The 12,379-nt window shown below is 74.3% G+C and carries 12 protein-coding genes; 8 read left to right on the top strand and 4 right to left on the bottom strand.

From position 1 onward, the window contains the following. Positions 1–158 precede the first annotated feature (158 nt). Positions 159–1,592, bottom strand: coding sequence for an LCP family protein (locus tag ABD296_RS32310; RefSeq protein WP_344275871.1), 1,434 nt, complete (start codon positions 1,590–1,592; stop codon positions 159–161). 138 nt (positions 1,593–1,730) lie between these two features. On the opposite strand from ABD296_RS32310, the gene ABD296_RS32305 reads away from it, so the two are divergent. The 4 genes from ABD296_RS32305 (at position 1,731) to ABD296_RS32290 (ending at position 6,017) form a co-directional block, all read left to right on the top strand. Next, positions 1,731–2,675, top strand: coding sequence for a DUF6177 family protein (locus ABD296_RS32305; RefSeq protein WP_344275868.1), 945 nt, complete (start codon positions 1,731–1,733; stop codon positions 2,673–2,675). A gap of 118 nt (positions 2,676–2,793) precedes the next feature. Further along, a complete protein-coding gene (locus ABD296_RS32300; RefSeq protein ID WP_344275866.1) occupies positions 2,794–3,513 on the top strand; it encodes a VC0807 family protein in 720 nt (239 codons plus the stop codon). A gap of 44 nt (positions 3,514–3,557) precedes the next feature. Beyond that, positions 3,558–4,556, top strand: coding sequence for a hypothetical protein (locus ABD296_RS32295; RefSeq protein ID WP_344275864.1), 999 nt, complete (start codon positions 3,558–3,560; stop codon positions 4,554–4,556). A gap of 33 nt (positions 4,557–4,589) precedes the next feature. Next, positions 4,590–6,017: a DUF1266 domain-containing protein gene (locus tag ABD296_RS32290; protein WP_344275862.1), complete on the top strand. Its 1,428-nt coding sequence runs from the start codon at positions 4,590–4,592 to the stop codon at positions 6,015–6,017. A gap of 33 nt (positions 6,018–6,050) precedes the next feature. On the opposite strand, the gene ABD296_RS32285 is transcribed toward ABD296_RS32290, so the two are convergent. Both ABD296_RS32285 and ABD296_RS32280 read right to left on the bottom strand, forming a co-directional pair. After that, the gene (locus ABD296_RS32285) at positions 6,051–6,530 is read right to left on the bottom strand and encodes a hypothetical protein (protein WP_344275860.1); all 480 of its coding nucleotides are present in this window, start codon (positions 6,528–6,530) and stop codon (positions 6,051–6,053) included. Then, entirely contained in the window at positions 6,527–8,224 is a 1,698-nt protein-coding gene (locus ABD296_RS32280) for a MinD/ParA family protein (protein ID WP_344275858.1), read from the bottom strand. Before ABD296_RS32280 ends, ABD296_RS32285 begins: the two co-directional genes overlap by 4 nt. Before the next feature lie 341 nt (positions 8,225–8,565). Between ABD296_RS32280 and ABD296_RS32275 the strand changes: the two genes are divergently transcribed. Continuing rightward, entirely contained in the window at positions 8,566–9,300 is a 735-nt protein-coding gene (locus ABD296_RS32275; RefSeq protein WP_344275856.1) for a hypothetical protein, read from the top strand. A 77-nt stretch (positions 9,301–9,377) separates the two neighbouring features. Here the strand turns inward: ABD296_RS32275 and ABD296_RS32270 are convergent, their stop codons facing one another. Beyond that, positions 9,378–9,653 carry a hypothetical protein gene (locus ABD296_RS32270; protein ID WP_344275854.1) on the bottom strand — a complete coding sequence of 92 codons (276 nt, stop codon included), beginning with the start codon at positions 9,651–9,653 and terminating at the stop codon, positions 9,378–9,380. 236 nt (positions 9,654–9,889) lie between these two features. Here ABD296_RS32270 and ABD296_RS32265 point away from each other — a divergent pair, with 236 nt between their 5' ends. From ABD296_RS32265 to ABD296_RS32255, 3 genes are all read left to right on the top strand, one after another. Further along, a complete protein-coding gene (locus tag ABD296_RS32265; protein ID WP_344275852.1) occupies positions 9,890–10,297 on the top strand; it encodes a YbaB/EbfC family nucleoid-associated protein in 408 nt (135 codons plus the stop codon). Next, a complete protein-coding gene (locus ABD296_RS32260) occupies positions 10,294–10,596 on the top strand; it encodes a WXG100 family type VII secretion target (RefSeq protein WP_344275850.1) in 303 nt (100 codons plus the stop codon). Before ABD296_RS32265 ends, ABD296_RS32260 begins: the two co-directional genes overlap by 4 nt. An 8-nt stretch (positions 10,597–10,604) precedes the next feature. Then, a partial coding sequence (locus ABD296_RS32255; RefSeq protein ID WP_455363869.1) for a WXG100-like domain-containing protein occupies positions 10,605–12,379 on the top strand: 1,775 nt, incomplete at its 3' end.

Below are 12,379 nucleotides of genomic sequence, written 5' to 3'. Positions count from 1 at the left end.
GAGGGACAGGGACGGGGCGATGATCGGAAACGTCGCCCTTCATGTGACGCTTTAGTGTGGTTGATGGTTGCGCGTCGCCAAGATACCGGTGTGGTGGAACTGATGACGATGGAACGTGCCCGACCCGGTCCTGGAGAGCCCGCTCCGGGGTGTCCGACTCAGGTCTGCGCGCATATGTCGCGGTCGGCGCGGATCTCGCCGGCCACCTTCGGCACGGCCGCGCCGCCGCCGCTCAGCTTCGCGCCGTCCTTGCCGATGACCAGGTAGACGTAGCCGGCCTTCGCCTTGGACCAGGCGGCCGACGGGTGGCCGGGGACCGCCAGCGCCGTCCGCGCGGCCTGCCCCTCGGCGCCCTTCCCGTAGAGGATCTTGGTCTTGGACGCCGACTTGACGGTGCCGACCTTGACGACCTTGAAGCCGCGCTCGGTGAGCGCGTCGGCGGTCCGCTGGGCGAGGCCGTGCTCGCCGGTGCCGTTGAAGACGCCGATCCTGACCTGGGCGGGCGGGACGGGCTGCACCTTCTGCTGCGCGGGCACCGGGGTCGGGGCGGGCTCGGGCGGGGTGTTGTCCTCGCGGATGGCCTGGAAGAGCGGCTCGGCGAGCTGCTGGTTGAACTGGACCCGGTTCTTGTCCTTCGGGTACGCCATCGTCGGCACCGTGACGAACCGGACCTTGCCCGCGCTCATCCCGCGCAGGCCGCTCGCGAGCTTCTGCATCACCGAAAGCGTGAGCTCGTCGTCGGCGTGGATCGACTTGGTGGCGGCGGACAGGAAGTTGTAGGTGCGGCCCGGGTCGGTCAGCATCCCCTTGTCGGTGGCCTTCTTGACGACCGAGGCCATGAACGCCTGCTGCCGCTTGATCCGGTCGAGGTCGGAGCCGTTGCCCAGCACGTAGCGGGTGCGCACGTAGCCGAGCGCCTGGTCGCCGTGCACGGTCTGCCTGCCCGCCTTGAGGTGCAGTTCGGCCTTCGGGTCGTTGACGGGCTTGTCGACGCAGATCTCCACGCCGCCGAGGGCGTCCACGACCTGCTTGAAGCCGGCGAAGTCGACCTCGACGAAGTGGTCGATGTGGATCTTGGTCATCGACTCGATGGTGCGCCAGGTGCAGGACGGGCCAGCGTTGGAGAACGCCGAGTTCAGCATGCCGAAGTAGGCGGGGATGGTGGAGCCGTTCTTGCGCTTGCAGCTCGGGACGTCGACCATCGAGTCGCGCGGGAAGCTGATGCCGATCGCGCCGGCGCCGCCGGGCGAGATGTGCAGCAGGATCGTGGTGTCGGAGCGCTCGCCCTGCTCGGTGCCGTACTGGGCGTTGGCGCCCTGCCGGCTGTCGGAGCCCATCATCAGGATGTTGATGGAGTCGTTGAGCTTGGCGGGCCGGTCCTTGCCGAGCTTGTCCTTCACGTTCTCGCGGTGGATCTGGCCGTCCAGCCGCCGCCAGAACCCGTACGCGGTGAGGCTGCCGCCGACCAGGATCACCGACATCGCGATCGAGACCCAGCCGAGCACGCGCCAGAGACGCCCCCGCGGCGCCGGCGGTTCCGGCGGCGATGGGGCGCTGTAGTACACCGGCGCGGGTGAGGCGGCTCGCTGCATCCGTAACATTTCAGCACAGATTGGACAGCGGTCACCCCCGTCACGGGAAACTCGGCCGGTAGCGGCGGGCCAGGGGGCCGTGCGGTGGCCGCGGACCCGCCCGGGGGCCGGCGGCGAGGTGACTAGACTCCAGTGAAGATGAGCATCGTAGACGCGCTGACCGACCAGGCCATGGTCGTGCTGCAGGACCGGCCGGTCGTCGCGCTGAGCGCCTGGCTGAACCGGGCGCTCGGCGAATGCGCCGGCACCGGCCGCACCCTGCAGCTGGTCACGCCGCTCGGCTCCCGGCTGTCCCTGCCGCTGCGCAGCGCCGCGTCCGGCGCCGAGCTGCAGTGGGTCGTCCACAACGACGACGGCTACTACGAGGGCCTGACCGGGCGCCCGATGAGGTGGAGCGGTGCCGCGTTCGTGCCGATCCCGGAGGCCCGCGACTACGCGGCCGGGTTCACCACCCGTCCCGCCGCCCCGATCGGCTCGCAGCTCACCCTCGTCTACCGGATCCGGCACGGCGCCGACGGGCATCTCGGCGGTCCCGTCGAGCGGCTGCTGCAGCTGACCACCGGCAAGCTGCCCGCCGGGCTCGGCCCCGCCGAGCCGCTGGAGCACCCGTGGCGGCCCGACCGGCTCACCGAGTACGCGCGCGGCCGCTCCACCGCCCGGCTGCTCGTCGTCGGCGACGGCCCGCGCCCCGCGCAGGCGATCTGCGACTTCACCGCGACCGAGGGCGGCGGCGTCGCCGAGGTCAGCACCGTCACCGTCGGCTACGGCCCGGAGGACCCGCCGCCGCTGCAGCATCTCGGGTCGCTGGTCGGGGCGCTCGCCGCCGACCAGCCCGTCGCGTCGCTGTTCGTGCAGCTCACCCCCGGCCGCGCCGACCTCACCACCGAGCCGCGCTGGACGGGCGCGCCCTCCCCGGTCGCGCTGGCCGTCGCGGGCGCCGTCGGCGGGCCGAACGGGATCCCCGGGCAGCAGGTCGGGCCGCCGCGCCAGCCGCTGACCATGTTCCCGCTGGGCGACGGCCGTTCCCAGGACGGCTGGCAGCGGCACAGCCTGCTGATGCAGCACCTCCAGTCGGCGTCGTAGCGTCCCGCCTTCCGCGGTGACATTTGTCCCGCCGAGCCGTGGACGGACGGATCTGCCGGGCCCGCCCCGGTTCTCGCGAAGCTTGGACCACCGCACGCGAGACACCACGGAGGGCCCGATGAAGATCCACCAGACGCACGCCGCGCGGCCGGGCACCGGCGAGGGGGCGCAGGCCGCCAGGGCGCTGGCGCCGTTCGCCGTGGACGTGGCCGTCCCGCTCGCCGTCTACTACCTCGCCCACAAGGGCTTCGGCCTGGACCTGGTGGCGTCGCTGGCGCTGAGCAGCGTGGTCCCGGCCGTGCGGACCGTGGGCGGCGCCGTCCGGAACCGGACGGTCAACGGGCTCGCCGGGCTGATGCTGGCGGTGAACGCGGCGGGCATCGCGCTCGGCTTCGTCGCCGGCGACCCGCGCCTGATGATCGCCAAGGACTCCGGGATCAGCAGCGTGATCGGGCTGTCGATCCTGGTGTCGGCGTTCCGGGCGAAGCCGCTGATGAGCGCGGGGCTGAAGCCGTTCCTCACCAAGGGCGAGGCGGCCCGCGAGGCGGCGTGGGACCGGCTGCGCGCGGGCTCGGCGCGGTTCCGCGGCCTGGAGCGCCGCTTCAGCGCGCTGTGGGGCTGCGCGCTGCTCGCCGAATGCGTCGCGCGGATCGTCGGGGCCTACACCGTCCCCGTCGAGACGATGGCCTGGCTCGGCACCGTCATGCTCGTCGCCGCCATCGGCATCTGCGCCGTGGTGAGCGGCGGCGCGTCCGAGCCGATGAAGGAGATGGTGGACGCCGAGGCGCGCGCACCGCAGGAGCGCGAGGCCGCGACCCCGGCGGCCATGGCCGCCTGAGCGCCGGCGAAGACGAAGCGAGCACCCGCGGAGAAGGCAAGGACATGCGCGCACGAGGCATCAACTACGACACCGGCTTCTTCCCCGGCGGCCGCAACAGCCGCCCCGGATTCGACCGGGCGGACGTCCGGCGCGACATGCGCGCCATCGCCGCCGACCTGCACTGCACCGCCGTCCGGATCAGCGGGGGCGACCCGGACCGGCTGAGCGCCGCCGCCGAGGAGGCGGCCGCCGCCGGGCTGGAGGTGTGGTTCGCGCCGTTCCCGTGCGAACTGGACACCGGCGAGATGGCGGCGCTGTTCGCCGAGTGCGCCGCGCGGGCCGAGCGCCTCCGGCGCGGCGGCGCGGAGGTCGTGCTGGTGATGGGCTGCGAGATCAGCCTGTTCGCGAAGGGCTTCGTCCCCGGAGACGACGTGTACGCCCGGATCCAGGCGGTCACGTCCGGCGACCCGGAGGTGTACGCCGCGATGGGCGACGTCCCGGGCCACGTCAACGCGTTCTTCGCCGGCGCGGTGGCGGCCGCCCGGGAACGGTTCGGCGGCCGGGTCACCTACGCGGCTGGCCCGTGGGAGGAACTGGACTGGGGACCGTTCGACCTGGTGTCCGTGGACGCCTACCGCGACGCCGGGAACGCGGCGCGCTACCGCGAGGAACTGCGCGGCCACTTCCGGCACGGCAAGCCCGTCACCGTCACCGAGTTCGGCTGCTGCACCTACCGGGGCGCCGGCGACCGGGGCGGCACCGGATGGATGATCGTCGACCGGGGCGCCGAGCCCGCGCGGCTGACCGGCGCGTACGTCCGCGACGAGCAGGAACAGGTCCGCTACCTGCGCGAACTGCTGGAGGTGTTCGAGGCCGAGGGCGTCGACGGCGCCTTCTGGTTCACCTTCGCCGGCTTCGCCCTCCCGCACGACCCGGCCGACCCCGCCCGCGACCTCGACATGGCCTCCTACGGCGTCGTCGCGATGGCCCCGGACGGAACGCGGTGGCCCAAAGCGGCCTTCCATGCCCTCGCCGCCGCATATGCCGCACACGGCCGATGATCTACCCGTAACGGATGAGGTACGGTCCCCTTCATGGGACCCGACGGCCAGCTCGGCGCGCTTGAGCGGGCCGTCGAGGGGACCCTCGCCGAGGGCGCGCTGGAGTTCGACGACGACGAGGCCGTACTGCGGATCGAGGGCTCCCTCGTCCTGACCACCGGCTGGTTCCTGTCCTGCGCCGCCGCCGGCGTCGTGCTGCTGCTGCTCGGCGCCGTACTGTCGCTGACCGGACTGCGGGACGCCGCGACGTGGGCGCTCGCCCCCGGCGCCGTGATGGTCGCGCTCGTCCTGGCCTTCCTGCTGGCGCTGCGGTTCACCCCGCTGCCCGCGCTCTGGCCCGAGCTGGAGCTGCGCTTCACCGAGCAGGCGATGGTGCACCGGCGGACCCGCGTCCCGTTCGGCGACCTGCGCCCCGAGCACCTGGTGTGGAAGAACGGCCGGTTCTTCCGCCGGCTGTACGTCCGGCACCCGTCGCTGCGCAAACAGCTCGCCGGGTTCTTCGAGAGCGAGGAGCGGCAGGCCGAGGAGTTCCAGCGCCGGCTCTGGGAGCTGATCTCCGCGCCGGACCTGCCCGGCGTGCTCACCCACGGCAGCGACCTCACCCCGGTGCAGCGCTGGATCATCGGCGCGGGCGCCCCGTACGGCGCGATCAACGGGTTCCGGCTGGACCGGCTCGGCGCCGCGCCCGGCGAGTCCGCGGCGGCGGCCGACCGGCGCACCGCGCAGGAGCTGCTGCGCGAGCCGTGGGGCGCCTACGACCTGGAGCAGCTGCTCGCCGCGGTGAACTGGCTCGTCCAGGACGGGCACCGCGCCGACTTCACCATGGACGCCGAGATCGCCGCCCGCCCGCGCGAGCTGCAGGAACGCTACGCCGAGCTGCTGCGCGAGGTGGACGCGCTCATCGCCGCCGACCGGCTGGAGCCGCCGTTCGTCGAGCGGCTGATCGAGCTGGTCCGCGTCCGGTACGGGGACGAGGGCGCCGCGTACGCCAAGCTCGTCCCGCCGCTGCTGCGCGACGAGCCGGGCGCGGACGCCAGCGAGGAGGGCGGGGAGCTGGCCCAGTTCCTGCACCGGCTCTTCAACGACCGCGACCACGCCGGCGAGGAGCTGCACCGGCTGGAAGTCCTGGCCGACCCTGACCTGCGCACCAACGTCGGCCGGTTCCTCATCTGGGACTACGCGCGCGCGTTGATGCTGTACCGGTGGGGCCACATGGTGGGCTGGCTCACCGAGGAGTACTGCTGGGAGCGGATGCTGCCGCTCGCCCTGGACATCCAGCGCCGCTACACGTCCTGGCACGACATGGCCACCTGCTACCTGCAGGGCCGGCTGCTGTGGTCGGGCGGCGGCGGACGGGCGCAGGCCGAGTACGACCGGCTCGTCGAGCACCTGGCCGGGGAGCGGCGCAGCCCCTGGAACCTCGTGCCGTGGGACCTCGACCTGACCCGCGACTGGCCCTGACGTGGCCCTATCGGGCGCCGCTCGGCCGCCGCGTCAGCCGCCGATGACCCCGCCCTGGTAGGCGGCGCCGTCCGGCGCGTTCCGCGGGTCGCCGGGCACCTCGGCCGCCGCGCCGCCGTCCTCGCCGGACGCCCGCCAGCTCTGCGCCGGGGCGTCGCTCTCCCCGTCCGGGTACACGGTGCCGCCGAGCCAGTGCACCAGCGAGTCGGCGAACTTGCGGGCGACGCGCGGCGCGTCCGGCAGGTCGGTGACCGCGCGGATGTCCACCCACCAGACCGGCGCGACGACCCGGGCGGCGAACTCGGCGCCGAGCAGCCGGCCGATCTCGCCCTGCACCGACACCTGCACCGCGTCCTCGATCGCCACCAGCAGCCGGCCCTCGGCGTCGTACAGCAGGGTCGGCTCCGGCTCGCCGCCGCGCAGCTCCAGCGGCTCGCCCATCGCGATCATGCCGTCGGCGACCGCGTGCACGTCCGGGCGGCGGCGCACCAGCGCGACCAGGTCGCTGCTCATCGGACCACCCCCGCGCCGAGCGAGCGGGCGAACACCTCGTGCACGACCTGGACCCCCGCCATCCGCGCGGCGGCCGACACCCGGCCGAGGTCCAGCGAGCTGCCCGTCGCCAGATGCCGGTCGTAGGGCACCGCCACCACCGGCAGCCCCCACGCGGCCAGCATCTGGTGGGCGCGCTGCAGGTCGGCGCCGACCTGCGGGGCGTGCGACACCATCGCGATCACGGTGCGGCGCAGCACGTCCTGCTGGTCGTTGGAGACGAACCACTCCAGCGCCCCGCGCGCGCTCAGCGCCCCGTCGACCGTGCCCGGCGTCACCAGCACCAGGCCGTGCGAGCCCGCGATCACCCCGCGGTTGACCTCGGTGAGGATGCCCGCGCCGCAGTCGACGACCGTCGCCGCGACGTACCGGCTCACCGCGCTCAGCGCCGTCTCGAACGTCTCCAGCGTGAACTCGCCGGCGATCCGGCCGCCGCGCGTGGACGACAGCACCCACAGGCCGTCGGGGGTGCGGGTGAGGAACCGCGCCGCCTCCTCGAACGACTGCGGCTGCTGCCCGGCGAGGTCGAACAGCGACAGCTGCGAGCGGACGCCGAGCCGCAGCGGCAGCGAGCCCAGCTCGGCGTCGGCGTCGGCGGCCAGCACCCGGTCGGCGCGGTGCCGGGCCAGCTCGGTCGCGATCAGCGCGGCCATCGTCGTCTTGCCCGCGCCGCCGCGCACGCTCGCCACCGCGATCTGCCGGGAGCTCGGCACGGACCGCTGCATCATCTCGGTGAACGCGGCCAGCAGCCGCGCCTCGCGGGCACCGCCGCCGACCGCCTTCAGCACGCCGCGCCCGACCCGGCGGGCCAGCACGTCCAGGTGCTGGTTCCTGCGGACCAGGTCGGTGGGCGGGATCTGCTGGCCGCCCGCGGGACCGGGGGCGGCGGGCTGGCCGGGCAGGCCCGGGTGGACGGGCGCGCCGGGCTGCCCGGCCGCGGCCTGCTGCGCCGCGGCGGCCGCCGGGTCGGGCCAGGCGCCCTGCTGCCCGGTCTGCTGCCCCTGCTGCTGCGCCGCCTGGTCACCGGCCGCCGGGATCGCGCCGAGGACCGGGTTGACCGCGGCCTCCCAGTCGAAGTCGGAGTGCACGAGCGGGTCGGCCTGCTGCTGGGGCTCGGCGGGGACGTCCGCCGCCTGCTGCGCGGCCTGCTGTGCGGCCTGTTGCGCCGCCGCCTGCTGCTGGGCGGCCTGCTCCTGAAAGGCCTGCTGCTGCGCCGCGTACTGGGCTGCCTGCTGGGCCGCTTGCTGGGCCGCCGCCTCCTGTTGAGCCGCCGCCTGCTGCTGGGCGACCTGCGGGGACGGCACCGGTTCGGGCGCCGGCGGTTCGGGGAGCAACGGCGCCGGTTCGTCCTGGACGTTCTGCGACGCCTGCGCGACCTGCGGGAACGGCGGAGCCTCGGGGACGGGGGCCGGTGCCTCCGGTGCCGGCTGCGCGGCGGGCCGCTGCATCGGCCGCTCGGCCGGCGCGGTCGGCGCCTGGGCCACCTGCGGCGGGACGGACGGGGCGGGAGCCGGTTCCTGGGCAGGCTGGGGCGGCGCGTCGGCGCCCCACGACCCCTGTGCGGGGCCGGACGGCGTCGCGTCGAGGACCTGGAGGCCCCGCCGGGAAACGCCGATCTCGCGCAGTACCGCCTGTTGCCAGCTGGAGTCGGACACCTGCCTCCCCTCTCCCCGCCAAGCCTACGAGACACCCGTCGCCCCACGCACCGCCGCGGGCCCGGCGGCGGCACCCGGGCAGGCGCCGGGGCACCGTGCACACCGGTCTCACCGGCACAGACGACCTCAGACCGGCGATCTGCCCTGAAATCACCATTACCTGCCCGCTACTCTTGCCGGACCTCAGTCGGCACCCCGCCACGTACCATCCGCCCGGAGCGAGCATGAACCCCCCTGAATGGCCCGGCCAGCCCCCCGGCGGGTCCGGATTCCCCCCGGCCCCGCCCGGTCCGCCGATGCCCGGACCCCCGATGCCCGGCCCCCCGATGCCGGGGCCGCCGATGCCCGGTCCGCCGGGCGCCCCGATGGGCTTCCCGCCGCCACCGCGGCGCAGCGGCGGCGGCCCGCTCGTGCCGCTGCTGATCATCGGCGTGGTCGCGGTGCTCGCGGTCGTCGGCGTCGGCGCGTTCTTCCTCCTCAGCGGCGACGACAACGACGACCCGCCGATCGCCGTGCGGACGCCGACCTACCTGACCCCGTCCTCCCGGACGACCACCGTGCCGTCACCGCGGACGTCCATAGGCGGCGGCACCGGCGACCCGGCGAGCGTCCTGTCCCGGACGATCCGGACGGCGAAGGGCAACACCTTCACCCAGGCCGGCACCCGGAACGAGTCGTGCACCACCCGCGCCAACGCCAAGCTGCTGACCGCGCTGCGCACGCACCCGTGCATCGGGCTCATGCACTCGGCGGTCTACGCCAACCCGGGCCGGACCATCGTCACGTCCGTGTCGATCATGACGCTGGCCAGCGACTCCGCGGCCGCCAGCGTGCGGGGCGTCACCGACCGGAGCGGCTGGCCGAAGCTGCTCACCCCGTCGGACGCCAGCGGGCTCCCGCAGCCGCGCGCGAACCCGGCGTACTGGACGCGCACCTGGTCGCAGGGCCGCAACGTGATCTACGCGCAGTCGTACTGGAAGACCGGCGGCCCGACCGGCGGACGCACCGGCCAGGTCTTCGCGACCGCCGGCGAGCTCGGCGTCGAGGTCACCAACACGCTGCTGTGGTCCAACTGATGGAACGGCCGGACTGATGGACCGTTCCCGCGCGGGAGCCGGACGGGCGGGAGGCCGCCCGTCCCGTCCCCGCGCGGTCAGCCGTCGCGCCGCGCCGCGTCGCGCTTGCGGGCCTGCGCCCGCTCGTAGGAGGCCAGCGCGCGCTCACCGCCGGGCCGCAGCTCGAACCGGATCCCGCGATCGCCCTCGAACGGCTCGCGATGGTCGAAGCCACCGGTGTAGATCTCGGCCGGCACCCGCTCGGGGAACGCGTCGCAGTACGGGATCCAGGTGTCCACCGACGTCTCCGCGTCGGGGTTGGCCCGCTGCTGGAGACGCACGCACGCGTCACAGATGCTGGGTCTCCTGCGCATGGTCCGGCCGTCCTCTCCGCCGTTCGCCCTGCCGTCCGCTCGCGCCGCCGGACGCACCGCCCGCGGCCACGCCGCAGTGTTCCACAACCGCGGTAACGCCTCCCCGTCCGGCCGCGATCACCAGGGAACGGGTTGCGACATGAGCGAGGAAATCACCATAATGATCGCTCTCTGTGTGTCTGTGATCGTGCGCGGTCGCGGGCTCGTTCAGCTCCCGACGAACAGAGGGGTCCCCCGTGCGCGCTGAATGGCAGGCGCATATCGACGAACTCCTGCAGACCTACCAGGAGAAGCGCCGGCAGATCCAGGACATGCAGTCCCGGCTGGAGACCGTCGAGGCGTCGGCCGAGGCCGCCGACGGCATGGTCCGCGTCAAGGTCGACCGGCAGGGCCGGCTGACCTCGCTGGAGTTCGACCCGCGGGTCTCCCGCAGGCTCGGCAGCGAGGAGCTCGCCGACGCCGTCATGGAGGCGTCGAAGAAGGCGCAGGCGGACGTCGCCGACCAGTTGCGCGAGGCGATGCAGGGCCTCGCGCCCGAGGGCGGGCCCGGTCAGGGCGGCGGGTTCGACCTCGCCAAGCTGCTTCCCGAACGGCCGGACGACATCGAGGCCGTCCGGCAGCGCCTCGGGATCCAGCCGCAATGACGTTCGACGGCTACGAGGTCGACACCGAGGCCCTCAAACGCGCCGGCGGCGGGTTCGACACCAACGCCGGCACGCTGCAGCAGATCTTCGACACCCTCAACTCGGCGCTGCAGGCCGAGGGCAAGTGCTGGGGCGGCGACGAGACCGGCCAGAAGTTCGAAGAGGGCTACGCCGAGCCCAGCAAGAGCGTCCTGGAAGCCTTCCCCAAGCTCAAGACGGGGCTGAACGGCATCAAGAAGGGCGTCGACGAGATGGCCAAGGAATACAAGAAGGCCGAAGACGCCTCGAGGCTGAAGTGAGCTGATCCGTGGGTCTGGAAATCCCCGCCGAGGTCCAGTGGCTGTCGTGGATCGTCGGCTCCGACTGGCCCGAGGGCGACGAGACCGCGATGCGGCGCTGCGCGGACGCCTGGCGCCAGGCCGCCACCTCCATCAACGAGCTCGTCGGCGACGTCACCGGCACCGTGAACAACGTGCGCGGCACCCTGGACGCCGAGGCGGCGGAGAAGTTCCAGAAGAACGTCGAGCAGTGGACGACGACCGACCCGCGGCTGCTGCCCAGCATGGCGGAGTCCTGCAACAAGCTCGCCGAGGTCCTCGACGCCGGCGCGCTGGACATCGAGTACGCCAAGTACATGTTCATCGCGCTGCTGATCGTCACCGCGATCGAGATCGCGATGCTGATCGCGGCGGCGTTCGAGACGTTCGGCGCGTCCACCGCGGGGATCCCGGTGGCGGAGGCCGCCGCCCAGACCTCCTCGCGGCTGATCTTCAAAGAGCTGATGGAGAAGCTCAGCGAGAAGCTCGGGGAGAAGCTGCTCGCCTCCGTGCTCAAGGGCGCCGCGTTCGGCGCGCTGCAGGGCGGCGGGCTCGACCTGCTCGTCCAGGGCGTCCAGATCGCCGAGGGCAACCGCAAGGGCGTCGACTGGGGCAAGACCGCCGGCGCCACCTTCGACGGCGCGATCGGCGGCGCCATCTCCGGCGGCATCGCGCACGGCGCGGGCAAGATCCCCGGGGTCGGGGACGCGGCCGCCACCCCGCTCGGCAACATGTTCAAGGGCGCGGCGCGCGAGGGCGTGTCCGAGGCCATCAGCGGCGTGGCCGGCACGGTCGCCACGTCGGCGATCCACGGCGACCCGCTGACCTGGGACGCCGTCGCCAAGGGCGCCACTTCCGGCGCCTTCGGCGGCGCGGTCGGCGGCGCGAAGGGCGGCCTGCACGACTTCGAGGTGCCGACGCCGGGCGCCGATCCCGCCTCGAACATCACCCCACCGACGACGACGCACACGCCCTCGGTCGGCGACGGCGGAGGCGGAGGCGGTTCCGACGGCGGCGGCTCGGGCGGATCGTCAGGCGGCGGCTCGGGCGGTGGCTCGGGCGGTGGCGGCGGCACGCACGCGACCGGCGGCGGAGGCGGCGGCTCCTACGGAGGCGGCTCGGGCGGCGGTGGGGGTTCCCACGCCGGCGGCGGTTCCGATGGCGGCGGAGGCGGCGGTGGGAACCGCATCTCCACCCTGCTCGGCGACACCGGCGGCGGAGGCGGCGGAGGCTCGAACCACGGCGCCACCCTCGCATCGGCGGCCCCGGAAGGCGGCGGAGGCGGCGGCTCGTCCTACACGGGCGGAGGCGGCTCGTCCGGCGGCGGCCTCGGCTCCAACCCCGCGGCCTTTAGCGGCGGAGCCCCCTCCGGCGCGGACGGCGGCGCCCCGGGCCCGTCCTCGTCGAGCGGCGGCCCAAGCGGCGCCGTCCCCATGGGCGGCGGCACGACCCCCGCCGGCGCCCCCGCAGCAACCGGCGGCGCCCCCACCCCAGGCACCGGCAGCACCGGCCCCGGCGCTTCGACCGGCTCAGGCAGCGGCACCGGCGGCTCGACCGGCGCGGGCAGCGGCACCGGCAGCTCCGGGAGCGGCTCCAGCAGCTCAGGCGGCGGCGCCCCGGGCGCTCGCCCCGGCGCGGGCGGCGGCACCCCCGGCGGCCCGCCGCCCTCCTCGGCGGGCGGGGGCCCGTCCACCCGGCCCCGCTCGTCCGGCAGCGGGTCCGGCCGCGGCCGCCGCGGGGAGGACACCCCCTCCCCCCGCGGTAG

It is taken from the genome of Actinomadura napierensis (genome assembly GCF_039529375.1).
Classification (GTDB): Bacteria; Actinomycetota; Actinomycetes; order Streptosporangiales; family Streptosporangiaceae; genus Spirillospora; species Spirillospora napierensis.
Note: the sequence above shows the minus strand (reverse complement) of the source record. Positions and strands in the feature narration are given on the sequence as shown.

Bases quoted from the DNA above. Each gene is read 5' to 3' on its own strand.
- ABD296_RS32310 (WP_344275871.1), bottom strand. From the start codon at position 1,592: ATGCAGCGAGCCGCCTCACCCGCGCCGGTGTACTACAGCGCCCCATCG.
- ABD296_RS32305 (WP_344275868.1), top strand. From the start codon at position 1,731: ATGAGCATCGTAGACGCGCTGACCGACCAGGCCATGGTCGTGCTGCAG.
- ABD296_RS32300 (WP_344275866.1), top strand. From the start codon at position 2,794: ATGAAGATCCACCAGACGCACGCCGCGCGGCCGGGCACCGGCGAGGGG.
- ABD296_RS32295 (WP_344275864.1), top strand. From the start codon at position 3,558: ATGCGCGCACGAGGCATCAACTACGACACCGGCTTCTTCCCCGGCGGC.
- ABD296_RS32290 (WP_344275862.1), top strand. From the start codon at position 4,590: ATGGGACCCGACGGCCAGCTCGGCGCGCTTGAGCGGGCCGTCGAGGGG.
- ABD296_RS32285 (WP_344275860.1), bottom strand. From the start codon at position 6,530: ATGAGCAGCGACCTGGTCGCGCTGGTGCGCCGCCGCCCGGACGTGCAC.
- ABD296_RS32275 (WP_344275856.1), top strand. From the start codon at position 8,566: ATGCCCGGTCCGCCGGGCGCCCCGATGGGCTTCCCGCCGCCACCGCGG.
- ABD296_RS32270 (WP_344275854.1), bottom strand. From the start codon at position 9,653: ATGCGCAGGAGACCCAGCATCTGTGACGCGTGCGTGCGTCTCCAGCAG.
- ABD296_RS32260 (WP_344275850.1), top strand. From the start codon at position 10,294: ATGACGTTCGACGGCTACGAGGTCGACACCGAGGCCCTCAAACGCGCC.